Consider the following 25,305-nt stretch of genomic DNA (forward strand, 5'->3'; position numbering starts at 1 on the left):
GGCGCGAAGAAACTCAAGCGCGCGCGGCGGCGCGCAATTCGGAAAGTGCGGTGAAGAAGGCGTCCGTCCGGTCGAGGTTGACGGCTTCCACCTCGCGCGGAAGGCGTTGCAGCGTCTCCCATGCCGAGGCCCAGCGATCAAGGTCGCCATATCCCTCGCCGGCCAGGCGCGTCGCATGGCTATGGACGCGTTCGGCGAGGCGTTCGAACAGCAGGTTGAATTGGGCTTGGCCCTCCCCGCCTCGGAAGCGATCAGCCAACGCCAAAGCTGCAGCCTCATTGATCTGCGGCAGGCCGATCAGGATTTCCTTCGCCGCGTCGTCCACGGCCACCGCGCCGGCCAAGGCCAGGGCCAGGGCGCGCCCGGGCGCCCCGTTGGACATGCGGGCCAGCCGGATCGAATCCTCAGCGTTGGCCGTGGTTCGCGATTGGACAAAGCTCGTCACATCGCTTTCAGCCAGCCCGCCAAACGCCAGCCGGCGGCAGCGCGAGCGGATCGTCGGAAGGAGCCGTCCTGGCGAATGAGAAATCAGGAGAATGACGCCGCGCTCGGGCGGCTCCTCAAGCGTTTTCAGCACCGCATTGGCCGAATTGACGTTCAGGTCGTCGGCGGCGTCGATGATCGCCACGCGGTGCGGAGAGCTGGCGGGCGACTTGGAGAAGAAGTCGGAAAGCTTGCGCGCCTCGTCGACCGGAATGGCCTTGCGGACCTTGCCGTCCTCGCCGATCCGCTCGAGCACCATGATGTCAGGGTGCGAACGCGCGATGATCTGGCGGCTGACCGGATGGCCGGGCGAGGCGCCTAGTACGCCATAGGAACGTTCCGGCGGCGCGCCCAGCAACCGACGTGCGGCGCGATAGGCGAAGGTCGCCTTGCCAACGCCCTCAGGACCGGTGAGCAGCCAAGCATGATGCAGGCGCCCGCGACTGCGCGCTTCCTCAAAGGCGATCTCAGCGGCCTCATGACCCTTCAGATCGAAGACTTCGCGAGGATGAGTCGGTTGCTCAGCCATGGACCGCCAACCGATCGCTAACCGTGGCCCAGACTTGCGCCTCGACCTCCTCGATGGAGCCGGAGGCGTCGATCAGCGCGCAGCGGTTGGGCTCGGCCTTGGCGATGGCGAGAAACGCGCCGCGCAGCCGTTCATGGAAGGCCACGCCCTTTGACTCAAACCGGGTCTCAGCATGACCGGCGGTGTTCGCAAAGCTCTCGGCCCGCGCCAGCCCGACATCGACCGGCAGGTCGAAGACAAGGGTCAGGTCCGGCCGCACCTCGGCCAGGACGTGAGCCTCTAGCGCCGAGATCAAGGCCGGCGCCACGCCGCCCGCCCCGCCCTGATAGGCGCGCGTGGAATCGGCGAACCGGTCGCAGATCACCCAGGCGCCGCGCGCCAGCGCCGGCTGGATGATCCGCTCGATATGATCGCGTCGCGCGCCGTACATCAGCAGCGTCTCGGTCACCGGGCTCCAGCGGTCGGCCTCGCCCTTCAGGACAAGATTGCGGATCGCCTCGGCTCCGGGAGAGCCACCCGGCTCGCGGGTCTGGACGACATCCAGACCCTCGCCCTGCAGGCGCGCGACCAGGCGGCGAACCTGGGTGGATTTCCCAGCGCCTTCTCCGCCTTCAAAGGTGATGAACCGCCCGCGCGTCACGCCGGCCAAAATGGCCCGTTCGCTCGGTTTGTCCAGCCGCTATGCGCCGTCAGAGACCAGGACGTACGACCCGAGCCTCGGCGAAGCCAGACGCCGCAACCCGATCGCGCAAGGCCCAGGCCTCGGCCTCGTCCGGCGTGCCCTGCACCATCACGCGGTACAATGTCACGCCGTCGGCCCGCTGGTAGGGTTCGACCGTCGCGGTCACCCCGCCGCCGAGCTGGTTGACGACGCGCTGAGCGTTGGCTGGATCAGCGAAGGCGCCGGCCTGAACACGATAGGCCAGGCCCGTCCCACTGCCAGGCGACGCAACCGGTATCGGCGCATTGAGCGGCGGCAAGGCGCTCGAACCGACCGCAGGCGGCAGTGGGGCTGTGCCTGGCGAAGGGTTTAAGCCGACATAGGGCGTCGGGCCGGTGGGCATCTGGTCGGTCGGCATGCTGGGCGTATAGCCTGCATAGCGCAGACCGGCGTCCGGAGCGCCCAAGGGCGCAGGACCCACATAGCGAACGCGGACATTCGTGCGTCCTTGTTGCTCGAAGCCAAGCTGCTGGGCCGCGGCCTGGGAGAGATCGATGAGGCCGCCGTCGTGGAACGGTCCGCGGTCATTCACCCGCACCTGGACCGACTTGCCGTTCTCGAGGTTGGTCACCTCGACGATGGATGGCAATGGCAAGGTCGTGTGTGCCGCCGACAGTGCATATTTGTCGAAAATCTCGCCGTTCGCCGTTGGCTTCAGGTGATGTTCGGCGCCGTACCAGGTCGCCAAGCCTTGTTGATCATAGCCCGGCTCCTCCTTGGGCGAGTACCAGACGCCGGCGACCTGATAGGGCGAGCCGACTTTGTACTTGCCGCCCGCTCCGGTCGGCATCTGGCCGGGGGTCGGCCCGGTCACCGGATGCTTGGCGGCGAATTTCGGTTGTGGCGTGGCGCAGGCGGCCAGCGCCGCGCTGCCGATAAGCACCAAGGCCAGGCTTTGGGCGCGCGCACGCGAACGGTTACGGATCATGACCGCAGGTCCTCTAGTCTACGCTCCCCAGCGCCAAAACGTCGGGAACGATGGTGACCGCAGAACTTTGCGTCAGGGTTAACGACGGAGCCTTTTTCGTTAAGGCTGTTTGGTGGCTTGGAGCCGCCGCCCGGCTCCTGCTATAGGCCCCAAATCCGGATGGGTGGCCGAGTGGTTTAAGGCAGCGGTCTTGAAAACCGCCGTAGGTGAGAGCCTACCGTGGGTTCGAATCCCACCCCATCCGCCAAGCGCCTTCTTCTTGAAACGACCGCGCCCCGAATATTCGCGATATGCCGGGCTTACGCGGCGGCCGCCGGTTGACCGCGCCAACGCCCCGGATTTGCCAATAGTTCACGTAGCGCCGCCACGATGGCGGCGATCGGCTCCTCCCACATGCTGGGCGATGGGGCGTCGTTGTGCAGCACGTTCATGCAGGCGTTGGCCTCAAACACCAGCAAGCTGCCGTCAGGGCGAAGCGAGCAATCGATGCCGAAGTAGTCCAGGCTCAGGGCCTCGGCCACAGCCATCACCGACGAGCGGATAGCCGGTGCGGTCTGCTCGGCGAACGCGGCCAGCGCGGCCTGCTCCTCTGCCTCGGTGTTTTGCGTACGCCGCGAAGCGTGCAGCAACCAGCTTTCGCCAATGATCACGTGGCGCAGGAATATTTGATCGCCAACCACCACGACCCGGTGCTTGCGATAGAGCCCATCGGCATCGGCGAAATCGACGAACTCGGTGACATAGACCAGTTCATTTCCGAACCGGATCTTCGCGGCCTGTAGGTCTTCAGGGCGGTCGACCTTGATCATGTCGTCGCCGCCGTGCGCTCCCACGGGCCGGATCAGGAGTGGGAAGTTGAGGCCCTCAACCGCTATCGTTCTGCCCAACGCCTCCGGATGGGGCGCTGGCGTCCGAATTGTCCGCGGCATGCAGACTCCCTCCACGCCAGAGAGACCCTTCGCAACTTCATCGCGTCCGGTGCGCAGAACCGCAGCGGGGGCGTTGAACGCCGGCTTCCGGAGCTGCTGGACGATGAGGTCGGCCTTGCGCAAGGCGACCTCATATATGTCGGCGTCCGCCAGGTAGTTGATGACCGGCAGCCGCCGCATCGGTAGCGGCTTCAGCCCGCGGCGCGGGCTAAGCCATAGTTGCCGGGCGCGCGACAGCAACTCCGGAACGTAGGGCAGAAAACTCGCGGTCCCGCTGAGAACAAACCGGGGCGGATCGAAGCCATCCTGCACGTCGATCCGGCAGTGACGGTTAAACGGCGCGCCGCGGATTAAAATCACCTCGTCCGGCGCGCGAAGCTGGGAATCGGAACTCATCGGGGTCTTTCGCACACGGCTCCACTGTCTGGCGCGCCAAACCCAACGACACCGAGAAAAACTTCCAGGGCCCGCGGCAGGACGACAAGCTTGCCGCCGCGTCACACTTTTCGAACATTCGGGATGGAGCCATAGTGTCCTCTGTCGGATACGCAGGTGCGGACTGAATGACGCCTGCGACGGCTCCAAGCGAGGGCGGAAGCATGCACGATCTGGTCATCCGTAACGGGCGCGTGGTGGACGGCGCCGAGACCGCGGCCTTCACGGCCGATATCGCCGTAGACGGCGGAAAAATCACAGCGGTAGGCAAGATAGACCAGCCCGGCCGGCGCGAGATCGACGCCGCGGGCCTGGTCGTCACGCCGGGATGGGTGGACATCCATACCCACTACGACGGCCAGGTGACCTGGGATCCCTATCTCGCCCCGTCCAGTTGGCACGGCGTGACAACCGTGGTGATGGGCAATTGCGGCGTAGGTTTCGCGCCGGTTCGCCCTGATCGCCACGAATGGCTGATCGAACTGATGGAGGGTGTCGAGGATATCCCCGGCGCCGCTCTCTCCGAAGGCATCACGTGGACGTGGGAGAGTTTCCCCGAATACCTCGACAGCCTGGACGCCCAGCCGCGCGTTCTGGACGTCGCGACCCAGGTCCCGCATGGCGCGGTGCGCGCCTATGTGATGGGCGAACGCGGGGCGCGCAACGAGCCGGCGACCGCCGAGGACATCGCCGAGATGTCGCGCATCGTCGGCGAGGGTGTGGCCGCCGGCGCACTGGGGTTCTCCACCTCGCGAACCATGTTGCACCTGGCCAAGGACGGCGAGCCGGTCCCGGGGACCTTCGCGGCCGAGGACGAACTGCTGGGTATCGGGCGGGCCATGGGCGCGGCGGGCCACGGGGTGTTCGAAATGGCCTCCGACATGGCGCCGGCCGAAGACGAGTTCGCGTGGATGAAGGCCATGTCGGCGGAAACCGGCGTGCCGGTCACCTACGGCCTGCTGCAGTCTCCGACCAAGGCCGACAACTGGAAGCGAATGCTGGCTCTGACGGAGGAGGCGCGCGCTGAAGGCGCCCAGATCACCGCCCAGATCGCCTGCCGGCCAACCGGCATGGTGCTTGGCTGGCAGAGCACCGTGCATCCGTTCATTGGCCGCGAAAGCTATCGCAAGTTGGCCGCCCTGCCCTTCGCCGAACGGATCGTCCACCTGCGCGATCCTGACGTGCGCGCGCGTATACTGAGCGAACCTTCGAAGCCGATGGGCGCTATCGGCATGATCCTGACCCAGGGCTTTGACCGGATGTTCCGGCTGGAGCACGACGGCGGGCTCGATTACGAGCCGCGCGCCGAGGACTCGATCGCCGCCCTGGCCGCAGCCACCGGCCGGCAACCGGACGCTATCGTCTACGACATGCTCATGGAAAAGGACGGCGCCGGCTACATCTACCTGCCGCTGTTGAACTATGCGGAGTTCAACTTCGACCACATCCACGAGATGATGAACCACCCGAATACGGTGCTCAGCCTCTCGGACGGCGGCGCCCACTGCGGGGTGATCTGCGACGCCAGCTTCCCGACCTACATGCTGACCCACTGGACCCGCGACCGCGCGCGTGGACCACGCTTGTCGCTGGAAAAGGTCGTGTCGATGCAGACCCGCGACACCGCCCGCCTCTATGGGCTGCATGATCGCGGCGTCATCGCCCCCGGGATGAAGGCGGACTTCAATCTGATCGACTACGACAAGTTGGCCATCATGGCGCCGGAAATGGCGTTCGACCTGCCGGCCCAGGGACGGCGTCTGATCCAGCGTGCGCAGGGCTACGCCGCCACGATCGTAAGCGGTGTGGTGACCTTTGAGGCTGGGGAAGCCACCGGCGAGATGCCCGGCAAACTGATCCGAGGACCCCAGCAAGCCAATCTGGCGATCGCCGCCGAATAGCGTCCCGTCATGGCAAGGCGCCGTTGCGTCAAAGCGACGGTTGACCTCGCGGCTTTATGTTTCTAATTTTCAGGAATTCCTGAAAGTTCACGAAAATGAATTTGCCGCCTCTCACCCAGTCCTTTGTCCTCCACTTCGGGGAGATGGGAAGCCGATGGGGAATCAGCCGCACCGTCGGGCAGATCTACGCCCTGCTGTTCCTGGCCGAGGAGCCGCTGAACGCCGACGACATCACGGAGAAGCTCGGCTTCTCGCGCTCGAACGTCAGTATGGGGCTGAAGGAGCTGTCCTCCTGGCGGCTGGTGAAGCTGCAGCACAAGCCCGGCGATCGCCGCGAGTACTTTTCCACGCCGGAAGACATCTGGGAGATCGTCCGCATCCTGGCCGAGGAGCGCCGGAAGCGGGAAATCGACCCCACGCTATCGATGCTGCGACAGGCGTTGGTCGAGACGCCGGCCACCCCGGGCGAGCGCCATGCCCAGGATCGTATGGCCGAGATGCACGGCCTTATCGAGCTGATCACCCGCTGGTCGGTCGACATCCAGAAGCTTGAAACCGAAACCCTGATTCAACTGTTGGAGGTAGGCTCCAAGGTCCAGAAGGTGTTCGAAATGAAAGATCGCCTGAAGGTCGTCGCCGGGGGCAAGTCACGCCGACGGACCAGAACCGAGGGGCAGTGAGATGTTCGACGACATAAGCGCCCTGACACTCGCGCGCGCGCAGTTCGCCTTCACCGTCTCATTCCACTTCATTTTCCCGGCCTTCTCGATTGGCTTGGCTAGCTACCTCGCCGTCCTGGAAGCGCTTTGGCTGCGGACGAAGAACGAGGTCTATCTCAACCTCTTCAAGTACTGGCTGAAGATCTTCGCCCTGGCCTTCGCCATGGGCGTCGTCTCGGGCATCACCATGTCCTACCAGTTTGGCACCAACTGGTCGGTGTTCTCCGACAAGGCTGGACCGATCATCGGCCCGCTGATGGCCTACGAGGTCATGACCGCCTTCTTCCTGGAGGCTGGTTTCCTGGGCGTCATGCTGTTCGGCATGAACCGCGTGGGGCCCAAACTGCACTTCATGGCGACACTGGCCGTGGCGGTCGGAACCTTCATCTCGGCCTTCTGGATCTTGTCCGCCAACAGTTGGATGCAGACCCCGCAGGGCTTCACGATGAACGCCGCGGGCCAATTTGCGCCCGCTGACTGGCTGGCGATCATTTTCAACCCGTCCTTCCCCTACCGCTTGGTCCACACGGTGCTCGGCGCCTACCTGACGACCGCGCTGGTCGTCGGCGCGGTCGGGGCCTGGCACCTGCTGAAGGACAAGGCCAACGCCGGCGCGCGGGTGATGTTCAACATGGCCATGGGCCTGGTCGCGGTCGCCGCGCCGATCCAGATCTTCGCCGGCGACATGCACGGCCTCAATACGCTGGAGCACCAGCCCGCCAAGGTCATGGCGATGGAAGGCCACTTCCAGAGCCACCCTGACGGCGCGCCGCTGATCCTGTTCGGCATTCCCGATCAGAAGGCCGGCGAGGTCCGCGCGCAGATCGCGATCCCCAAGGCTTCCTCCCTCATCCTCAAGCACGACCTCAACGCGCCCTTGGCGGGTCTCGAGACCGTGCCGCGTGAAGACTGGCCGCCGGTGCCGATCGTCTTCTGGTCATTCCGCATCATGGTCGGCCTCGGCATGCTGATGCTCGGCCTGGGGGCGTTCAGCATCCTGGCGCGAGTTCGGCGCAGTCTCTACGACTGGCCGCTGCTGCATCGCTTCGCCCTGGTGATGGGTCCTGCCGGCTTCGTCGCCGTCCTGGCCGGCTGGGTGACGACCGAGGTCGGGCGCCAACCGTTCACGGTCTATGGCCTGCTCCGAACGGCCCATTCGGCCGCACCTCTGGACGCTCCTGCGGTCGCCGCCTCCCTGCTCGCCTTCGTCATCGTCTACTTCGTCGTTTTCTCGGCGGGCACTGGCTACATCCTCAAGCTGATGAGCCACGCGCCCCACCCCGGCGAGCCTGGTCTGGAGGAAACTCCTGACCAGCCCATCCGTACCGCCGGCATCACACCGGCCCCTGGCATCCACCACGCCGCCGAGGGAGACGCGTCATGAGCCCCGCCCTGGATCTCCCGACGGTCTGGGCGTTCATCATCGCCTTTGCGGTGTTCGCCTATGTTGTGATGGACGGCTTCGACCTCGGGATCGGCATTCTGTTCCCGACCTTCAAGCCCGGCCGCGAACGTGACTCGGCCATGAACTCCGTGGCTCCTGTCTGGGACGGCAACGAGACTTGGCTGGTGCTGGGCGGCGGCGGCCTGATGGCGGCCTTTCCGCTCGCCTACGCCATCATCCTGCCGGCGCTCTACGCCCCGATCATCATCATGTTGCTGGCGCTGATTTTCCGCGGCGTGGCCTTCGAGTTCCGTTGGCGCGACCCCGCCCATCGGGCGTTCTGGGACGTAGCGTTCACGGGCGGCTCGATCATCGGGACCCTGGCCCAGGGCGTCACACTGGGCGCTTTGCTACAGGGCATCACCGTCGAAGGCCGCCAGTATGCCGGCGGATGGTGGGACTGGCTGACGCCGTTCAGCCTGCTCACCGGCGTCAGCCTGGTGGTCGGCTACGCCTTCCTGGGCGCGACATGGTTGGTCATGAAGACAGAGGGTGACGTTCAAGCCCACGTCCGGCGCATGGCCGGGTGGCTCGGCGCGGCGACCATCGGCCTGATCGGCGTGGTCAGCGCCGTGACGCCCTTCCTCAAGGGCGCCTATTACGAAAACTGGTTCGCGTGGCCCAACGTCCTGCTGACGGCGCAGGTCCCTTTGCTGGTGCTCGTCGGTACGGTTCTGTTCTTCCGAAGCCTGATGCGCGGCCATGAGTACTGGCCGTTCCTGCTGGCGCTGGGCCTATTCGGCCTCAGCTTCGTCGGCCTGGGGATCAGCATGTTCCCCTATGTGGTGCCTGGCGCCGTCACGATTTGGCAGGCGGCGGCCCCGGACTCGAGCTTGATCTTCATGCTCGTGGGGGCGGTCGTGCTGGTGCCGATCATCCTGGCCTATACCGGCTACGCCTACTGGGTGTTTCGCGGCAAGGTCGGCCAGGAGGGCTATCACTGATGACGGCCCGTCCTCCGCAACTGTGGCGCCGACTATTGTGGTTCGCCGGGCTGTGGCTCGGCGGCGTCCTTACGGTAGGCGCGATCAGCATGCTGATCCGCACCTGGCTGCTCTGACGCCGCCAGGACCGATCACGCCTCGATGGAAATGACCTTCACAGCCCGCAATCGGCCATCGGCGTCCGTCCAACGGAAGATCGCGCCCTCCATCAAGCCGATCAAAGCCGCACCTAGCGGCGACAATAGCGAGACGTCGCCGGCCGTTTGATCTGCGTCGGCCGGATGCGAAAGACGAACTCGGCTCTCCTGTTTGGTCCGCAGGTCCAGATAGGTCAGGGACGATCCGGGACGCACGAAGGGCTCCTTCCCGCCATGGGATAGAACGCAGAGGCGATCGAACTCCTCAGCGAACAGGGCCGCACCGGGGGCGTTGGTCCCTGCGGTTCCCGCAAGGACCTTGAGCTTGGGGACGTCATCGGCAAGCGCGTAGACGGGTGGGCGTGTGAACATGACTATCCTCGTATGGCCGTCAGAATTCGACGGGCGGTTTGAAGCTCGACAGCAGAGCGGCCAACTCAGGTTCCTGAACCAGCCGGGCGGCCTGTTTGGGCGCGCACCAACGCAGGACCCGCTGGCCCTTCTCGGGCCAGGTCTTGGCAAGGCCGGAGACACGCAGGGCGAACACTCCGACCCGGCAAGTCGCGGCGACACCATCCTTTCCCGTCTGTTGGTAACGATAGGCGCCAATCTCCTTGAGACCGACGACGTCACCCTGGACGCCGGCCTCCTCGAAAGCTTCCCGCCGGGCGGTTTCGCCGTTCGTCGCATCGGCCCCATCAGGCCAGCCCTTCGGCAAGACCCAGCGGCCGGTTCCCCGCGATGTGATCAGCAGGACGCGGGGGTCGCCGTCCACGCCGATCGTGAACGGCAAGGCGGCGAACTGGCGAGAGAGCTTTGGCTCCGCCCCACTCACTTGCCGATATCCAGGACGTGGACGCTGCGCATCCCGCCGTTGGTCCACCAACTGAACACGTCATCGACGCCCAGTCCCAGCAGAGCCGCGCCGACCGGCGAGGTGACGGGGATGCTGCTCTCATGAATGCTGCCATCGCCGGGCATGACCACGCGCGCAGTGCGCACGCGTCGGCGTTGGACATCGCAATAGGTCACTCGTGAGCCGATCCGGACGAAGGGCGCTCCGGCTTTCGGGTCCTCGACGACCGACAGGCGGCCGATCTCGGCAGCCAGGAGCATGGGCCCCGGCGCCGTCGCCCCTTCGAGTATTTGCCCCAGGCTCGAGAGGGCGCGGAAATCATCGTTCGAAACGAAAACGGGCGGCGGCGTGGTGATGGTCATAGGAAAGCTCCTTGGAAATAAGGGGATGGCTGGCGACGTCAGACGCGGCCGCGGGGATCGCCGCGATCCAGCCAGACGGCGAAGATCGCCCCGACCGGGTCATCGAAGCGTCCGCTGCGAACTGCGCGGCGGAAGGTCACCCACCGCGCCACGCCGGCGAGAGCGGCGAGGGCCGCCATCAACAAGGTGGTCATGACGGGACCGATCACGACCGACCTCGCGAGGCGGCCCCCTGCCCCCGTCGCAGATCGACGGCATAAGCGCGCGGGGAGAAGACCGGCGTCAGGAACTGGAAAGCGTTGAGGCTCGCGCCTGAAGGGGCCACGACTGCTTCGCCCGCGCTGGAAGGCGCAGGTTCTTTGATCTTGTGAGACACGATTCATTCTTGGCGGGTGAACGCCCGCTCCAAGCTTTCATGCAATTTATGACGAGGACAATGAAGTCTTCCCCGAACCGCGCGACATTGGCCGCAAGCAGTTCGGGGTTAAGACTGTTCGATGGCGCCGCGTTGTTGCTTCCGGCGCGGGCTGTTCGATGTCCGCAAATTCATGATGCGGCCAGGATGGGCCAGGCCATGCCGCATGTCAAATCGCGGTTTCTTAACTGGATTTCCGGGATCCCGAGCGGCCGCCGATTGACTTTCCCGGTCGGCTAGCCATGTTCAGAGGGTCATGTGGTCCCTCCCTCCTCCCGATGGCCGCCGCTGCCATGCAGGCCGGCGCGTCGAAGGCGAGCTGCCCCGAGCTTAGGCGTCCCCCTGCCGAGCTCGGGGCCGGCTGGCCTGAGCGTCAGCCTTTGACGGGATAGAACTCACACCCAAATCGCCTCTCCGTCGACGCTTCCGCGCGCAGGTGCGGCGCGCCCTACGGGAGACACCTCATGTCTTTGAGCCTTCACGACCAACAGCTGCGGATCGCCGATCTGGAAACCGCCCTGGTCACTCTCGTCCAGACCTTCGCTGGAACTCATCCGGCAAACGCCTTCGCGGTCAGCGAGGCAGCACGCGCCTTGCGGGCCCAGGGCTCAAAGGGCGCCGCCGGCCTGCTTGAAGGCGCGGCCGCGAACGCCGCCTATCGCCGCTAAGAGGGCCAAAGCCATGACATCCGCGCCCTCGACGATCGGGATCGCCGATTCCATCGTCGCCTCGGCGGCCGCCACAGCGATTATCGAGGTTCACCAGGAAATTCATGACCTCGCGACCCAGGCAGGCCGCGCGGGCGTTGTGGCGCGTCTTCGCGAGCGCTCCGCCGAATTAGCCCATTCGGGGGCCGCCCGAGAGCAACTGAAGAGCCGCGCCTTGGAAGTCGCCGCCGACGACTTGGCCTGGGGGCGCGCGGCTCTGTCCAACTGGCCGACATTCTTCGCCGAAGAATGGCGCCCCAGCCCGGAAAGCCGGGCGGAGCTGAGACGGCTGGTCACGCCCTACCAACCGGCCGACACCGTGGCCTCCTCGGTGGCCGCGGCCATCGAGGCGCGCCTGATGCAGGATGGCGAAGACTCCTTCGCCGCGGCCCGCCAACTGGCCGAGCGCCTAGCCGACGAAATCACCTTACAGTCGGCCTTGTGGGACGATCCGCGCCTCGCTGCGGACCTGAACGCGCGCCGGCTCATGCGGGCCGGTGAGATCGGCCTCAGCCTGCGCCTTGAGGCGATCGAGCGTCGAAGGATGGAGCACGCAAGGCAGCCGAGAAAGGGCGGCGTCTGGAAATGGTTGAAGGTTCCGTTCGGGCCACGGGCGTCGCGGGCCTAGGCGTCTGGATCACACGGACTTTGCCGGGCGCTGCATCGACCGCCGACCGCGTTCGGGCGCTGGGCTGGGCGGCTCTCGTTAGCCCGCTGCTGGAGGTCAGGCCGCTCAATGAACCTCTCTGTCTGAACGGCGTCGGCGCCCTGGCCTTCACGAGCCCGAACGGCGTCGCCGCCTTCACGCGCCTGGACGACGAACGCGGCCTGCCGGTGTTTGCGGTTGGCGATGGCACGGCTGATGCGGCCCTCGCGGCCGGGTTCGCTACCGTCACCTCGGCGGCTGGCGACGTTCACGACCTGATCGCCTTGATCCCCGCGCGACGGCAGGACTTCTCCGGTCGCCTGGTTCGCCCTGGAGCGCGGGAACCGGCCGGCGATCTCGACTCCGCCCTGGCCGCACGTGGAATCGAAGCGACGAGCTGCGTGGTCTACGAAACCGTCGCCACCGCGCTCCACGCAGATAGCCCCGAAGTGCGCAAACTAGTGTCGGGCGAGCTCGCGGCGGTGATGATCCACTCGCCGCGGGCCGGACGCCTTTTGGCCGGCATGCTGGACGGCATGACCCCTGTCCCGGCGCGCATCGTCTGCATCTCGGCCGCGGCGGCTCGCCCTCTGGTGGAGGCGGGCTGCACGACTGTCATCGTCGCAGCGCATCCCGGCGAAGCGGCCATGCTGGCCGCGCTGGGCGCGCCGTGAGACGTGTCCCGGCAGGCCCAGCCCACCGGGACCTCATCACTAGATTTGAGCCAGCGCTTGGTCGAGATCACCGATGATGTCGTCGATGTGCTCCAGCCCGACCGATAGCCGCACCACGTCCGGACCAGCGCCAGCCGCACGCTGAGCGGCCTCTTCCAGTTGCCGGTGCGTGGTCGAGGCCGGGTGGATAATCAGGCTTCGGGTGTCGCCCAGATTGGCCAGGTGTGAAAACAGCTTCACGCCGCCGACCAGCTTGACCCCCGCGTCGAACCCGTCCTTCAGCCCGAAGGTGAAGACCGAGCCCGCCCCGCGCGGCGTGTATTTCTGCGCCTTGGCGTAATAGGGATCAGTCGGCAGGCCGGCATAGGAAACCCACGCCACCTTCGGGTGCTTCTGCAGCCATTGGGCGACGGCCATTGCGTTCTGGCAGTGCCGCTCCATCCGAAGCGGCAGGGTCTCGATCCCGGTCAGGATCATGAAAGCGTTGAACGGCGACAAGGCCGGCCCAAGATCGCGCAGGCCGAGCGCCCGGCAGGCAACGATGAAGGCGACCGGACCAAAGGCCTCAGTGAACACCTTGCCGTGGTAGCTGGCGTTCGGCTCGGACAGGTAGGGGTACTTACCGCCCGCCTTCCAGTCGAAACGCCCGCTGTCGACGATAACCCCACCCAGCGAATTGCCGTGACCGCCCAGGAACTTGGTCAGCGAGTGGACCACGATGTCGGCCCCGTGCTCGAACGGCCGGCAGAGGTACGGGCTGGCCATGGTGTTGTCGACCACCAGCGGCACCCCGGCTGCGTGGGCGACCTCTGCGATAGCCGCCAGGTCGGTGATCACGCCACCCGGATTGGCGATGGATTCCACGAAGACCGCGCGGGTCTTGTCGTCGATTGCCGCCGCGAAATCAGCGGCGTCGTCACTGTCGATGAAGGTGACGCCCCAGCCCATCCGCTTGAAGCTCTGGCCAAGCTGGTTGATCGAGCCGCCATAGAGCTTTCGCGAGGCGACGATGTTGCAGCCCGGCTCCATCAGGGTGTGGAAGACGATGAACTGCGCGGCGTGCCCGCTGGCGACGGCCAAGGCGGCCATGCCGCCCTCCAACGCCGCAACCCGCTCTTCCAGCACGCTGGTCGTCGGGTTCATCAGACGCGTGTAGATGTTGCCGCCCTGCTCGAGATTGAACAGCGCCGCGGCGTGGTCGGCGTCGTCAAAAACATAGGAAGCCGTCTGATAGATCGGCGTGATCCGCGCCTTCGTGGTGGGATCCGGAGCGGCTCCGGCGTGGATGGCCAGGGTTTCCATCTTCGGCGAGGTCATAGGCTTCCTTCCTGCGTCGCAAGGCGCTTTGTCTGTGTTGTTGGGTACTGGCTCTCACACTCCAGGCCGAGTTCCAACCTTCGGCTGCAACGCCAGATCGCTTTTGCGCTCTGAGAAGTGGAGAGCGGCGTCTTCATGGATCATTCCGGCGTCAGGACTAAGGGCTTCACCCCACAGAAATGGTCGCCGAGCAGGCTCATGGTGACGCCTTAGGGCGAAGGACTGCTCATGCGCGACCTCACCAAATTCCTCGCCGCCCTGGCGACCGGACTAGTCGCGGCGACATCCGCACAGGCGCAGGACGATTGGCGGGTCAACGTCACGCCCTACCTCTGGCTCGCGATGCCCAAGGGCGACATCGCCGCGATCTTCGAAAACTCCGATCCATCGGTCGGCGCTCACTTCGACGACGTCGGTCTATCAGGCATCTTCACGGGCGCGGTGGACGTTCGCTATGGTCGCTTCGGCATGCTGGGGGACCTGACCTACTACAGCATCAAGGCGGACAAGGACATCACGCTAGGGTCCCTCCCCGCCATATCCGGCGAGGTGGAAGTCTCGGGCACCAAGGCCCTGCTGGTCGGCTACTACCGAGCCTATGAAAATGAAAAGTCGTCAGTCGATGTCATGGCGGGGCTTCACTACCTGGGCACCGAACTAGACATCGACGTCACTGGGCCCAATCGGCAGATATCGCGCGGCGTCAATGATGACCTGTGGGACCCGATGGTCGGGGTTCGCGCCAAGACGCGGCTCACCGAACACATCGGATTGTCCGGTCTCGCCACTTATGGCGGCTTCGGCGCGTCGTCGGATTCGCTCTACGAACTCCACGGCTACGTGACCTACAGTTTCACGCCGACCATCACCGCCGAACTTGGCTATCGCTACTATTCGGCCGACTGGTCAACCGATCGTATCGACTACAACGCGGCGTTCGGCGGTCCCGTTCTCGGGATCACCTTCGGGTTCTAGCTACCAGAAGCGCCGAGTCGCCGGCTGCTGATCGCCGCCCTGTTCAGGCGTTTCTGGCTGTGGAGGCGTCGGAACCGGTCCAATCGGAGCGTCGGTATTCCCCGACGTCATCCCGGTGGCCACGACCGAAACCCGCAGCTTGCCCTCAAGCGATGCGTCGAACGCCGCGCCAAAAATGATGTTCGCATCCGGATCGGCCTGGTCGGCGATGTCGGTGGCGGCCTCATCGACCTCCAACAGGGTCATGTCCGAGCCGCCGGTTACGTTCACCAGCACGGCTTTGGCGCCGGCCAGCGAGGTCTCGTCCAGCAGCGGGTTCTGAATGGCGTTGTGGGCCGCGACGCTGGCGCGGCCTTCGCCGGTCGCCTCGCCGGTGCCCATCATGGCGTTGCCCATGCCACCCATGACGCTGAGCACGTCGGCGAAGTCGAGGTTGATCAGGCCCGGCAGCACCATCAGGTCGGTGATGGAGCGGACGCCCGCATGCAGCACCTGATCGGCCATGTTGAAGGCTTCGGCGAAGGTCGTTTGTTCGGTGGCGATCCGGAACAGGTTCTGGTTCGGCACGATAATCGAGGTGTCGACGAACTGCTGCAGCTCGCGCAGGCCGGCCTCGGCCAGGCGCATCCGGTGACGACCCTCGAAACGGAAAGGCTTGGACACCACGGCGACCGTCAGGATGCCGCGTTCGCGGGCGCATCGCGCCACGAAGGGCGCCGCGCCGGTGCCGGTGCCGCCGCCCATGCCGGCGGTGATGAAGACCATGTCGGCACCGTCCAGATAGTGGACGATATCGCTCATCGATTCTTCGGCGGCGCTCAAGCCCGCGTTGGGGTTCGCCCCGGCGCCTAGGCCTTGAGTCACATGCATGCCGAGCTGAATGCGCTGGCTCGCGAGCGCCAGCGAGAGCTGCTGGGCGTCAGTGTTGGCCACGACGAAATCGACGCCTTCCAGGCCCGATTCGATCATGTTGTTGACCGCGTTGACCCCAGCGCCTCCGACGCCGAACACGACGATACGGGGTTTCAATTGGGTGACCGCCGGCCGCGAACCGTTATGGGGTGACACTGCCATGCTCCGAAAATCCCTCATACGTCCCTGTCGTGATCAGCAGCGGTTCCGCAACCGAACGCGGACCAGTTCCACAGGATTGTGGTGCGAACCGGGCGGCTCGCGACCTATCCCCAGCTCTTAGAAAGTGTTCGCAACCTGCGTGATCCACATGACCAGCGCGCACAGGGCGGCGCCGGTCACCACACCACGCATAAATGCGCCGTGCCGATCCCACCAGATCCGGCGCGCCCGAAAGCGCTGCGCCCGATCTACTCTCCTGCGTCCAATAGCCATGGCGGTCACTTCGCCTATCAGGCGACAAACGGCAAGCCGAAGGTGGGCGATTGGGCGCTAGGCCGCAGCCGCCAAGCCTCGGCGAGAGGTGGTGATGACCCCGCGCGTGGTGCTCCGCAGGAAGGCCGCCAGGCGCTTCACCCGCTCGTCCCTAACACCTGCTTCGACCGCCGCGATCCGTTCCGCCAGTGGGCCTTGGCCGAGGAACAGCTCACGATAGGCTCGCTTGAGCGTCGCGATCTCCAAGCCTGAAAGTCCCGCTCGCTTGAGGCCGACAAGGTTCAACGAGACCAGGCGCGCGCGGTCGCCTTGGACCAGGCAATATGGAGCGACATCCTGGGTGACGATGGAGCCTCCGGCGACGAACGCCTGGGTTCCGATTCGCACATGCTGATGAACGGCGCACAGCCCGCTGAGCTGGGCCATGTCTCCGATCTCTACGTGACCTCCCAAGGTCGCGGCGTTGGCCAGGACGATCTCGTCGCCCAACCGGCAGTCGTGGGCCACATGCGCGGTCGCCATGATCAAATTGCGCGAACCCAGGACCGTGACGTCGTCGCCGCCCGAGTGAACGGTGACGAACTCTCGAAAGACGTTGCCGTCGCCGATCACCAGTCGCCCAATGTCCCCGCTCCGCCCGGTGATCTGCGGACTGGCCCCTATCGAGCAAGACGCCAAGAAGCGGTTGCCGACACCGATTTCCGTATCGCCCTCGATCACAACATGCGGACCGACGACATTTCCCGGTCCCATACGAACCCCTGGTCCGATCACGGCGTAGGGGCCAATCTCGCAGCTCTCATGGATAGAGGCGCCGGCGGCGATGACCGCGGTTGAGTGAATGCTCGACATCGCTGGACCCTAGGCCTCGCACCCGGCAGACCAACTCAACTTGCGTGTCCAATTGCGACGAGCCTGGCGTGGTGTTCAATGATCGTCGCGGCGCTGCGCCGCGCGATCGCTTACACATAGCTCTTGAGATTCGCCGCTTCGGACCTGCCCATTGCCTGCCGCTGTCTATGGAACACCGCCCAACGACGTCCTTGAGACGCCCAAGGGCGCCCGCCAACTTTCACCCCTCATTCCGGGCTCCGACGATGTGGCTCAAATCGCCGATGCGTCGCTGGATGAAGTGGCGCTGCTGGTCCCGCCCGGGGCTGTCGAGGCGCGCTACGTGGTCGCCCAGGCGCTGCGAGTCCTGGCCCCTGGGGGCGCGTTGGTCGCCGCCGCCCCGAAGGATCGTGGTGGACTGCGCCTGAAGCGGACCTTGGAAGGCTTCGGCTGCGAGGTCGCCGAGACGGCCCGGCGCCATCACCGCATCTGCGCCGTTGAACGGCCTGCGACGCTTATCGGTCTTGAAGAGGCTATCGCCGAAGGCGCGCCGCGCCAGATGCCCTCGGGTCTATGGTCGCAACCGGGCGTGTTCAGTTGGGAACGCCTCGATTCCGGCAGCGAGCTGCTGCTCAAACACCTCCCCAAGCTGAAGGGCCAGGGCACCGACCTTGGGGCTGGCATTGGCTGGCTGTCGCGCGCTGTGCTGACCTCGCCCGACGTGACCAAGCTTCGGATTATCGAACTCGATCGCCGCGCCTATGACTGCGCCCGGCGCAATATCGAGGACGAGCGGGCGACCATCGAGTGGGCCGATGTGCGCAACGTGGCGCCGCCGCTCACCGACCTCGACTTCGTGGTGATGAACCCCCCCTTCCATGATGGCGGTGCGGAAGATCGGGCGCTTGGCCAGGCCTTCATCCGGGTCGCTTCCAGCGCCCTTCGCAAGGGCGGCACGCTCTGGCTGACCGCCAACCGTCACCTCCCCTATGAGACCGTGCTCAACGAGGCGTTCAAGGTGGTTAAGCCGGTGGCCGACGCCAGCGGCTTCAAGATCTACGAGGCCCGCCGATGAGCAAGACCCCGACCATGCGGATCGACCGTCTGCTGTCCAATCTGGGCTATGGCAGCCGTAAGGAAATGCACGGTCTGGTCAACGCCGGAGAGGTCACCCTCGACGGGGCCGAGCTCACCGACGCCAATGCACGGATCGCCATCGGCGCAGACCTCCCCTCGCGTATGCTGATCATGGGCAATCCGGTCGATCCGCCGCCGCCCGTCGTCATCATGCTGCACAAGCCGGTGGGCGTGGTCTGCTCGCACAAGGAAGCCGGTCGCCGGATCTACGACCTGCTGCCGCCGCGTTGGCGCGTTCGCGACCCGGCGCTCTCAAGCGTGGGCCGGCTCGACAAGGACACTTCGGGCCTGTTGCTGATCACCGATGACGGCGATTTCCTGCATCGGGTGATCTCGCCCAAGCGCCATGTGCCCAAGAGCTACATCGCCACGCTCGACCGGCCCCTGACCGGTGAGGAAGGCGCAGTGTTCGCCGCCGGGACCCTGATGCTGGAGGGCGAGGAAAAGCCCTTGCTGCCGGCGATCCTCGAACCATTGTCCGACAACACGGCGCGCCTGATCATCGAGGAAGGCCGATATCACCAAGTGCGCCGCATGTTCGCGGCGGTCGGCAACCACGTGGTCGAACTGCATCGTGACCGGATCGGCGGCCTGACCTTGCCGCAAGATCTTGAACCCGGCGCCTTCCGCGTTCTACCCGCCGCGACCGCTGAACAGGTCTTCGGCGCCTAGCGGTTCACCACATGGTCTTGGCGGCGCGCTCGGGCCATTCTTCGTCATAGGCCCTGCCGCCGACCCGGGCCTGGCTCATGGCGGCCAGGATGTCTCCTGGGGTCGGGAGGCTTGCCGGATCGACGTGCCGCTCCGGATTCCAAAGCTCCGAGCGGACGATCGCTCGCGCGCACTGGAAGTAGACGCGCTGAATGGCGATCACGATCACCGACCGCGGGGCCTGTCCCTTCACAGCGAACCAAGCCAGTAGGTGCGGATCGACCGAAAGATGAGCGGTCCCGTTGAGGCGAAGGGTGGTCCCGGAACCGGGGATAAGGAAAAGCAGTGCGACACGTTCGTCGCGGACGATATTGCGGAGAGAGTCACAGCGGTTGTTCCCGCGCCGGTCCGGCATCATCACCGTCCGGTCATCCACGATCCGCACAGCCTGACCGGCGTCACCGCGTGGAGAACAGTCCAGCCCCTCGGAGCCTGCTGTCGCCAGCGCCACGAACGGAGAGGCCTCCATCAAGGCGCGATATTGCGGGGTGAGCCAATCGGCTTCCTTGACGGTCGAGGTCTCGCCCGGCTGTCCGTAGAGGGCCTCTAGCTCGTCGATCGTGGTGATGATGGTCATGATGCATCCCGCACGTGCTTTGTGCAGGTTCTAGCTGAGTACCGCCTCGGCCGCCACGGAGGCGTCTTTCGAGGCGATCGCCCGGACTATGGCGTCGATCAAGGCCTCGGCCCTGATCGGCTTTGAGAGGTGCAGGTCCGCCCCCGCCTCGTGGCTCGCCGCTATGTGCTCGTCCAACGCATTGGCCGTCAGCATGATCACTGGCGTGGCCGCCAAGCCGTTCCCGCGCTCGAACGTCCGCAGCTGCGCCGTCGCCGATAGGCCGTCGAGCTCCGGCATCTGCATATCCATCAGCACAACGTCGAACCGCTCAGACCTCAGCGCATCGAGCGCGAGAACCCCGTTCTCGACGATCACCGGCTCGATCCCAATCGACTGCAGGATGAGCTGGACGACCTTCTGATTGGTCGGGTGATCCTCGGCCACGAGCACGCGCCGGCCGCCGATCTCGACACGCTCGGAAACTTGCTTCGGCGACTCGTCCGGAACATCCTGGGCGCGCTCAAGCGGAATGACGAAGCTGAAGATTGATCCACGTCCAGCTTCCGACTCCACATCGATCTGGCCGCCCATCATCTCCACCAGAGAGCGACTGATAGCCAAGCCAAGCCCGGTTCCGCCAAATCGCCGGCGGATTGAGTCGTCGGCTTGCTCGAAGCGCTGGAACAGGCGCTGTTTAACCTCATGATCGAATCCGATGCCGGTGTCGGTGACCTTGAATCTGATGGCTCCGCCCTGCCCGACTACATCGAGCTTCACCGACCCGACGTCGGTGAACTTCACGGCGTTGGACAACAGATTCGAGAGGACCTGGCTCAAACGCACCTGATCGCCCAGGAAGCGAGCCGCCGCAGTCGCATCCACACTCCAAGCGAGTTCCAAACCCTTGGCCTGGGCCGCCGCCCTATGCAGTTCGGCGATGCCGTGGACGACGCTCAACATCGCGAAAGGCTCGCTCGACAATCCGATCTGACCGGCCTCGATCTTTGAGAAATCAAGAATATCGGTCAGCACCTGCTCCAGCAGTCGCCCTGACGAGACGATCAATTCGGCGAGCTCACGACTTTGCGGCGTGGTCTGGCGCTCCGACAGGGTTTCGGAGATCGCGATGACGCCGTTCAACGGCGTTCGCAATTCGTGGCTCATGTTCGCCAGGAACCGCGACTTCTCAGTATTCGCCCGTTCCAGCTCAGCGGTTCGCTCGTGCACGCGATCTTCAAGCGAAGCCAGGACCTGCTGGACCTTCTCCCGCTCGCCGGCCAGCGCCTTGGCCAGCACGCCGATCTCGTCGTTCCGCGCCTCGATATCGGCGACGTCTGGGCGTTCGCGCTCTCCGAAGGCCTCCGGCTCGCACGATGCGGCCAGCCGCCTTAGCGGATGGACAATGGTCTTCCGCGCGATCGCCACAACAAGGACCACTTGGGCCATCGCGGCCAGGGAGCCGAGCAGCAGGACCCAGGACGCCGATTTCGCCGCCGACCAGGTGACCGCCGACTTGGGATAGGTGAGCAGCAGATACCAATCTGGCCCGGACAGCTTGCCGAAGGCCACGATGTCCCGCCCCGAGGGACTGACCACGACTCCGTGCGATCGGCCATCGGCCTTGATCGCCTGAACCAGGGCCTTCAAGCCCAGCTTCCGCTCATAGTTGCGAATGGTCGCCTCGGAGGCGGTGCCGGGCGTCTCGAAGCCCGGATAGGCGATGAGTTCGCCCTTCCCCGTGACCACAAGGTTGGACGCGCCTGGCAGCGTATGGCGAATGGCGTTGAGGAAAAATCCGGTCAACTCGATGGAGGAGCCGAAGGCCCCCACATATTCGTCGTTGATGTAGACCGGGGTCATGCAGGCGGTCGCCAGACGCTCCCCGTGATTGTCCTGGATCAGACGCTGCAGGTTCGTGCAGCGCGTCGCCCGCTCGGGATTGTTCCGAGGCGTGGTCAGGGTCGACATTTCCTCCTTGCCGATGTCGAGATCGGCAGGCGCTTCCTCGCGATAGAACATCAGCCTATCGGGCCGGTCCGGTCCGAACATGACCAGCCGCGTCGCCGGCGTGAAGAAATAGAAGTTGTCGTACTCGCCATGGGCCGCCTGGCCGAAGTCGGAGACGATTTCGAAGGCGCTGACCATCGCCGCCCTCTCCATCCTCTGCATCTCGCTGGGCCGCGATAGGAAGGCTCCGATGCCATAGACCACCTTGCCCGTCGTGGTCTGATGGCCGTCGAAATCCTCGGGACGGCTGCGCCGCGTCCCATCGGCCCGAAGCGGGTAGAAAGTGTTCAGCAGCCGATCGACCTCCACTGGGGAGAGCTGGTTGACCCGCCGCGCCATCTCGTCAGCCGCCGAGCGGTGCAGGTTCTCCAGGTTGGAGAAGCGCCGGTCCACATTGAGGCTACGCTCCTGCACGTAGTCCCCCAGGAAGGTGATCTGCCGGGTCGACAACTCGCGTTGGAAAACCAGGAACACGCCCAATGTCGCCAGGACGGTGATGACGAGCGACATCACCCCCAAGCTGACCTGAAACCTGCGCGATAGAGATTGCATGCCGCCCCCAGCCCAATCTGAGCGCCAGGTTACAGCCGAGTTGTTGCGCGCAGGTTTACGCGTGTTTCCAAGCGGTTGCGGCACGGTGACCCACCCTGCGGGGCTCGATAGCTCGGCATGTGATTGCCGCACGCTCGACGCACGCCATACTGCCGGCCAATGAAGGCGGAGAGCGTGATGACTGCGACGACCGGAGCGTTCGCACAATTGATGCGGATCGCTGGCAAGACGCCCGCGGCTCGGATCAACATCCTGGACGAAGCTCCTGGCATGCAGACCCGTTTCCACGCCGAAGCCGCTGCCGCCGCGGCCTTGGCGGCGACCGGCGCGATGGCGTCCGATCTCTGGGTTCAGCGTGGCGGCCGAGCCCAGGACGTCACGGTGTCCACCCGCGAGGCCGGGGCGGCCCTGGTCAGCTTCGCGTTCCAGAAATTCGCTGATGCGTCGCGCGCGCCGCCCGCACGCCCTGAGGACGCCGGCGGCGGCGGCCGCGGCACGCCGGCCATGGGCTTCTTCTCCACCAAGGACGGCCGCTCGGTGTTCCTGCATCCGAGCTTTCCAGCCAGCGCCGCCAAACTTCACGAATTGCTGGGATCGCCCGTCGACACCGCTGCAGTTGCGGCCACGGTCAGCACTTGGAACGCGCTCGACCTCGAGAACGCCATCGCCGAAGCTGGGGTTTGCGGGGCGATGGTCCGCACTCCGGAAGAGTGGGACGGCTCCCAACAGGGCCGGGTCCTGGCCACGCGCCCGGTCGTCGAGGTCGTAAAGATCGCAGAGGGGCCGCCCATGCCCCTCCCCGCCGGCGGCGACCAGCCGCTGTCAGGTGTTCGGGCCTTGGACCTGACCCGCGTCCTGGCCGGCCCGACCTGCGCCCGCACCCTGGCGCAGTACGGCGCAGACGTTCTCTACGTGGCCTCGCCAAAGTTGCCGGCGACCGAGTTCTTCGTCAGCGACGTCAACCACGGGAAGCTCTCGACGTGGCTCGACCTGACCGACCCCGCCGGGTTGGAGAAGCTCAAGACCCTGATCGCCGACTGCGACGTCTTCAGTCAAAGCTATCGACAGGGCTCGCTGGAGCGGATGGGCCTTGGCCCCCTCGACCTCGCCCGGCTGCGGCCTGGGATCATCTACACCTCCATCAACGCCTATGGACATGAGGGGTCGTGGAGCCAGCGCCCCGGCTGGGAGCAACTGGCCCAGACCGTCACTGGGATGGCTCACATCCACGGCGGCGAGGCAGGCCCCAAGCTTCAGCCTGGCGCGGTAACCGACTATACGACCGGCTTCCTCGCGGCCTTCGGGACCATGGTGGCGCTGGATCGCCGCGCCCGGTTCGGCGGGAGCTATATGGTCCGAGTCTCCCTCGCTCAGACCGCCATGTGGCTCCGAAGCTTGGGCGTCCAGCCTGCGGAAGCCTTGGACAAAGTCCGGCCTCTGACGCCTGAAGAGATCGACGGTTGGCGGACCGACTCCGACTCAGGGTTCGGCCCCGTTCGACACCTGCGACCGCCCGTCCTTCTTTCGCAGACCCCCACGCGTTGGTCGCGGCCAACCATGCCGCTAGGCAGTCATCCGCCAGCGTGGCCCGTCTAGGGCGCGTCGTCCAGCACCTGGGAAAGCGGCGGCGCCACCTCCTCGAGTGGTTTGCGCTCGGCGGCGACGCCCAGGAACAGCTCCACGACGGCCGCTACGATCATCAGGCCGCCGCCGAGCAAATAGCCCCACAGGATCTGGCTCCGCTCGCCGGTGTCGATCAGCGCGCCGAACAACGCTGGTCCGCCGACCCCGCCCAGCAAAGTTCCGAAGGCATAGAAGAGCGAGATCGTCACCGCCCGGATCTCCAGGGGGAAGCTCTCCCCGACCGTGAGATAGGCCGCGCTGGCGCCGGCCGAGGCGAAGAAGAAGATCACCGTCCAGGCCGCGGTCTGCGTTGTCGCGGTCAACATGCCCTCTGAGAACATCCACCCCGTCAGGCAGAGCAGCACGCCGGCCAACCCGTAGGTCAGGGCGATCATCGGTTTACGACCCACCGAGTCGAAGAAGTGTCCGAGCAGCAGCGGTCCCAGGAAGTTCCCCGCCGCGAACGGCAGGATGAACCAACCGATCGCCGAACCCGGCACGTCGTAGAACTTGGTCAGGATCAGGGCGTAGGTGAAGAAGATAGCGTTGTAGCAGAACGCCTGGGTCGCCATCAGGACGAGCCCGAGGGTCGTGCGCTTGGGGTGCTGGACGACCAATGATTTGGCGATATCGAACCAAGATGTCCGCATCGGCCTTAAGCGCAATGTCGGCAGTTCGCTCGCTGGCGACAGCGGCTTGCCGGTGGACCGCTCCACGCTCGCCTCGATAGCCTCCATGATCGCCAGGGCCTCTTCGGGCTTTCCATGGGTCATCAGCCAGCGCGGGCTCTCGGGGATGTAGCGGCGGATGAAGATCACGATCAGGGCCAGTAGGCCGCCGATGATGAAGGCCAGGCGCCAGCCCCAGGCCTGATCGACCACGTCGGGGTTCAGCACAACCAGGGAGCCGGCCGCTCCGAGCGCGGCCCCCACCCAGAAGCTGCCGTTGATGGCCAGGTCGGTATATCCGCGCCGCCGGGCGGGGATCAGCTCCTGGATCGCCGAGTTCACGGCCCCGTACTCGCCGCCGATCCCCGCCCCGGTCAGGAACCGGGACAGCATGAACGACCAGAAGTCCCAGGCGAAACCGGTCGCGATGGTTGCCAGCAGATAGACGCCGACGGTGATGGTGAAGAGCCGGCGACGACCGAAGGTGTCAGTCAACCGCCCGAACACCAGCGCGCCCAGCACCGCGCCCAGGATGTAGGCGCTGCCGGTCAGGCCGATCTGAGTGGTGGTGAGGCCCAGTCCCTGCGAGATCGCGGGCGACAGTGACCCGACTAGGGTCACTTCAAGCCCGTCGAGTATCCAGGTGATCCCTAGCGCAGCCACGACCAGCCAGTGAAAGCGGCTCCACGGCAAACGGTCCAGCCGCGCGGGAATGTTAGTTGTGAAAGCCTGGCTCACGCACGCCCCC

25 protein-coding genes, 1 tRNA gene and 1 pseudogene are annotated in these 25,305 nt (G+C 65.4%); 13 read left to right on the forward strand and 14 right to left on the reverse strand.

Going from position 1 to position 25,305, the window contains the following annotated elements:
* Positions 1-13: 13 nt before the first annotated feature.
* Genes Q8M13_RS11205 through Q8M13_RS11215 form a run of 3 tightly spaced genes read right to left on the reverse strand, consistent with a single transcriptional unit; the run spans position 14 to position 2,661 of the window.
* Positions 14-1,012, reverse strand: a complete 999-nt coding sequence (locus tag Q8M13_RS11205) for a DNA polymerase III subunit delta' (RefSeq protein WP_305300033.1) — start codon at positions 1,010-1,012, stop codon at positions 14-16.
* Positions 1,005-1,652 (reverse strand): dTMP kinase, encoded by a 648-nt coding sequence (tmk, locus tag Q8M13_RS11210; protein ID WP_305300111.1) that lies wholly within the window; start codon positions 1,650-1,652, stop codon positions 1,005-1,007. Before tmk ends, Q8M13_RS11205 begins: the two co-directional genes overlap by 8 nt.
* 49 nt (positions 1,653-1,701) lie before the next feature.
* Positions 1,702-2,661, reverse strand: a complete 960-nt coding sequence (locus Q8M13_RS11215) for a septal ring lytic transglycosylase RlpA family protein (protein WP_305300034.1) — start codon at positions 2,659-2,661, stop codon at positions 1,702-1,704.
* A gap of 157 nt (positions 2,662-2,818) precedes the next feature.
* On the opposite strand from Q8M13_RS11215, the gene Q8M13_RS11220 reads away from it, so the two are divergent.
* Positions 2,819-2,908 (forward strand) — tRNA-Ser (locus tag Q8M13_RS11220).
* A 52-nt stretch (positions 2,909-2,960) separates the two neighbouring features.
* Here the strand turns inward: Q8M13_RS11220 and Q8M13_RS11225 are convergent.
* Positions 2,961-3,986 carry a RimK family alpha-L-glutamate ligase gene (locus Q8M13_RS11225; protein WP_305300035.1) on the reverse strand — a complete coding sequence of 342 codons (1,026 nt, stop codon included), beginning with the start codon at positions 3,984-3,986 and terminating at the stop codon, positions 2,961-2,963.
* Between the two features lie 203 nt (positions 3,987-4,189).
* On the opposite strand from Q8M13_RS11225, the gene Q8M13_RS11230 reads away from it, so the two are divergent.
* The 5 genes from Q8M13_RS11230 to Q8M13_RS11250 all read left to right on the forward strand — a co-directional run bounded on the left by Q8M13_RS11230 (position 4,190) and on the right by Q8M13_RS11250 (position 9,149).
* Positions 4,190-5,926, forward strand: coding sequence for an amidohydrolase family protein (locus tag Q8M13_RS11230; protein ID WP_305300036.1), 1,737 nt, complete (start codon positions 4,190-4,192; stop codon positions 5,924-5,926).
* A gap of 95 nt (positions 5,927-6,021) precedes the next feature.
* Positions 6,022-6,606: a GbsR/MarR family transcriptional regulator gene (locus Q8M13_RS11235; protein ID WP_305300037.1), complete on the forward strand. Its 585-nt coding sequence runs from the start codon at positions 6,022-6,024 to the stop codon at positions 6,604-6,606.
* Position 6,607: 1 nt separating this feature from the next.
* Entirely contained in the window at positions 6,608-8,029 is a 1,422-nt protein-coding gene (locus tag Q8M13_RS11240) for a cytochrome ubiquinol oxidase subunit I (protein WP_305300038.1), read from the forward strand.
* Positions 8,026-9,033 carry a cytochrome d ubiquinol oxidase subunit II gene (gene cydB / locus Q8M13_RS11245; RefSeq protein ID WP_305300039.1) on the forward strand — a complete coding sequence of 336 codons (1,008 nt, stop codon included), beginning with the start codon at positions 8,026-8,028 and terminating at the stop codon, positions 9,031-9,033. The genes Q8M13_RS11240 and cydB overlap by 4 nt, the downstream gene beginning before the upstream one ends.
* The gene (locus Q8M13_RS11250; RefSeq protein ID WP_305300040.1) at positions 9,033-9,149 is read left to right on the forward strand and encodes a DUF2474 domain-containing protein; all 117 of its coding nucleotides are present in this window, start codon (positions 9,033-9,035) and stop codon (positions 9,147-9,149) included. The genes cydB and Q8M13_RS11250 overlap by 1 nt, the downstream gene beginning before the upstream one ends.
* A gap of 15 nt (positions 9,150-9,164) precedes the next feature.
* On the opposite strand, the gene Q8M13_RS11255 is transcribed toward Q8M13_RS11250, so the two are convergent.
* From Q8M13_RS11255 to Q8M13_RS11270, 4 genes are read right to left on the reverse strand one after another with little or no spacing between them, the layout of a single operon-like run.
* Complete coding sequence (locus Q8M13_RS11255) at positions 9,165-9,542, reverse strand: GreA/GreB family elongation factor (protein ID WP_305300041.1); 378 nt, start codon at positions 9,540-9,542, stop codon at positions 9,165-9,167.
* A 19-nt stretch (positions 9,543-9,561) separates the two neighbouring features.
* Positions 9,562-10,005, reverse strand: a complete 444-nt coding sequence (locus Q8M13_RS11260; protein ID WP_305300042.1) for an NUDIX hydrolase — start codon at positions 10,003-10,005, stop codon at positions 9,562-9,564.
* A complete protein-coding gene (locus Q8M13_RS11265; RefSeq protein WP_305300043.1) occupies positions 10,002-10,388 on the reverse strand; it encodes a GreA/GreB family elongation factor in 387 nt (128 codons plus the stop codon). The genes Q8M13_RS11260 and Q8M13_RS11265 overlap by 4 nt, the downstream gene beginning before the upstream one ends.
* A gap of 38 nt (positions 10,389-10,426) precedes the next feature.
* Positions 10,427-10,597 (reverse strand): hypothetical protein, encoded by a 171-nt coding sequence (locus tag Q8M13_RS11270; protein ID WP_305300044.1) that lies wholly within the window; start codon positions 10,595-10,597, stop codon positions 10,427-10,429.
* A gap of 670 nt (positions 10,598-11,267) precedes the next feature.
* Between Q8M13_RS11270 and Q8M13_RS11275 the strand changes: the two genes are divergently transcribed.
* The 3 genes from Q8M13_RS11275 to Q8M13_RS11285 are packed head-to-tail and all read left to right on the forward strand — an operon-like array spanning position 11,268 to position 12,830.
* The gene (locus tag Q8M13_RS11275) at positions 11,268-11,471 is read left to right on the forward strand and encodes a hypothetical protein (protein ID WP_305300045.1); all 204 of its coding nucleotides are present in this window, start codon (positions 11,268-11,270) and stop codon (positions 11,469-11,471) included.
* 13 nt (positions 11,472-11,484) lie between these two features.
* Complete coding sequence (locus Q8M13_RS11280) at positions 11,485-12,138, forward strand: hypothetical protein (protein WP_305300046.1); 654 nt, start codon at positions 11,485-11,487, stop codon at positions 12,136-12,138.
* Positions 12,096-12,830, forward strand: coding sequence for a uroporphyrinogen-III synthase (locus Q8M13_RS11285; protein ID WP_305300047.1), 735 nt, complete (start codon positions 12,096-12,098; stop codon positions 12,828-12,830). Before Q8M13_RS11280 ends, Q8M13_RS11285 begins: the two co-directional genes overlap by 43 nt.
* 39 nt (positions 12,831-12,869) lie before the next feature.
* Here the strand turns inward: Q8M13_RS11285 and Q8M13_RS11290 are convergent, their stop codons facing one another.
* Entirely contained in the window at positions 12,870-14,147 is a 1,278-nt protein-coding gene (locus Q8M13_RS11290; RefSeq protein ID WP_305300048.1) for an O-acetylhomoserine aminocarboxypropyltransferase, read from the reverse strand.
* 228 nt (positions 14,148-14,375) lie between these two features.
* On the opposite strand from Q8M13_RS11290, the gene Q8M13_RS11295 reads away from it, so the two are divergent.
* On the forward strand, positions 14,376-15,122 hold the full coding sequence (locus Q8M13_RS11295; protein WP_305300049.1) for a hypothetical protein: 747 nt from the start codon (positions 14,376-14,378) through the stop codon (positions 15,120-15,122).
* Positions 15,123-15,191: 69 nt separating this feature from the next.
* Here the strand turns inward: Q8M13_RS11295 and ftsZ are convergent.
* Positions 15,192-16,196, reverse strand: a pseudogene (gene ftsZ / locus Q8M13_RS11300) (cell division protein FtsZ); the annotation flags it as partial.
* A 330-nt stretch (positions 16,197-16,526) separates the two neighbouring features.
* Positions 16,527-17,321 carry an acyl-ACP--UDP-N-acetylglucosamine O-acyltransferase gene (lpxA, locus tag Q8M13_RS11305; RefSeq protein WP_305300050.1) on the reverse strand — a complete coding sequence of 265 codons (795 nt, stop codon included), beginning with the start codon at positions 17,319-17,321 and terminating at the stop codon, positions 16,527-16,529.
* 151 nt (positions 17,322-17,472) lie between these two features.
* Between lpxA and Q8M13_RS11310 the strand changes: the two genes are divergently transcribed.
* A complete protein-coding gene (locus tag Q8M13_RS11310; protein ID WP_305300051.1) occupies positions 17,473-18,375 on the forward strand; it encodes a class I SAM-dependent methyltransferase in 903 nt (300 codons plus the stop codon).
* A complete protein-coding gene (locus Q8M13_RS11315; protein WP_305300052.1) occupies positions 18,372-19,109 on the forward strand; it encodes a 16S rRNA pseudouridine(516) synthase in 738 nt (245 codons plus the stop codon). The genes Q8M13_RS11310 and Q8M13_RS11315 overlap by 4 nt, the downstream gene beginning before the upstream one ends.
* A gap of 4 nt (positions 19,110-19,113) precedes the next feature.
* On the opposite strand, the gene Q8M13_RS11320 is transcribed toward Q8M13_RS11315, so the two are convergent.
* Together Q8M13_RS11320 and Q8M13_RS11325 are read right to left on the reverse strand one after the other, a co-directional pair.
* The gene (locus Q8M13_RS11320; protein ID WP_305300053.1) at positions 19,114-19,725 is read right to left on the reverse strand and encodes a pyridoxamine 5'-phosphate oxidase family protein; all 612 of its coding nucleotides are present in this window, start codon (positions 19,723-19,725) and stop codon (positions 19,114-19,116) included.
* A gap of 30 nt (positions 19,726-19,755) precedes the next feature.
* A complete protein-coding gene (locus Q8M13_RS11325) occupies positions 19,756-22,266 on the reverse strand; it encodes an ATP-binding protein (protein ID WP_305300054.1) in 2,511 nt (836 codons plus the stop codon).
* Positions 22,267-22,443: 177 nt separating this feature from the next.
* Between Q8M13_RS11325 and Q8M13_RS11330 the strand changes: the two genes are divergently transcribed.
* Entirely contained in the window at positions 22,444-23,862 is a 1,419-nt protein-coding gene (locus Q8M13_RS11330) for a CoA transferase (RefSeq protein ID WP_305300055.1), read from the forward strand.
* Here Q8M13_RS11330 and Q8M13_RS11335 read toward each other — a convergent pair.
* Entirely contained in the window at positions 23,859-25,295 is a 1,437-nt protein-coding gene (locus Q8M13_RS11335; protein WP_305300056.1) for an MFS transporter, read from the reverse strand. The genes Q8M13_RS11330 and Q8M13_RS11335 overlap by 4 nt on opposite strands.
* Positions 25,296-25,305: the final 10 nt, after the last annotated feature.

This window comes from Phenylobacterium sp., from assembly GCF_030681155.1.
Lineage (GTDB): Bacteria > Pseudomonadota > Alphaproteobacteria > Caulobacterales > Caulobacteraceae > Phenylobacterium.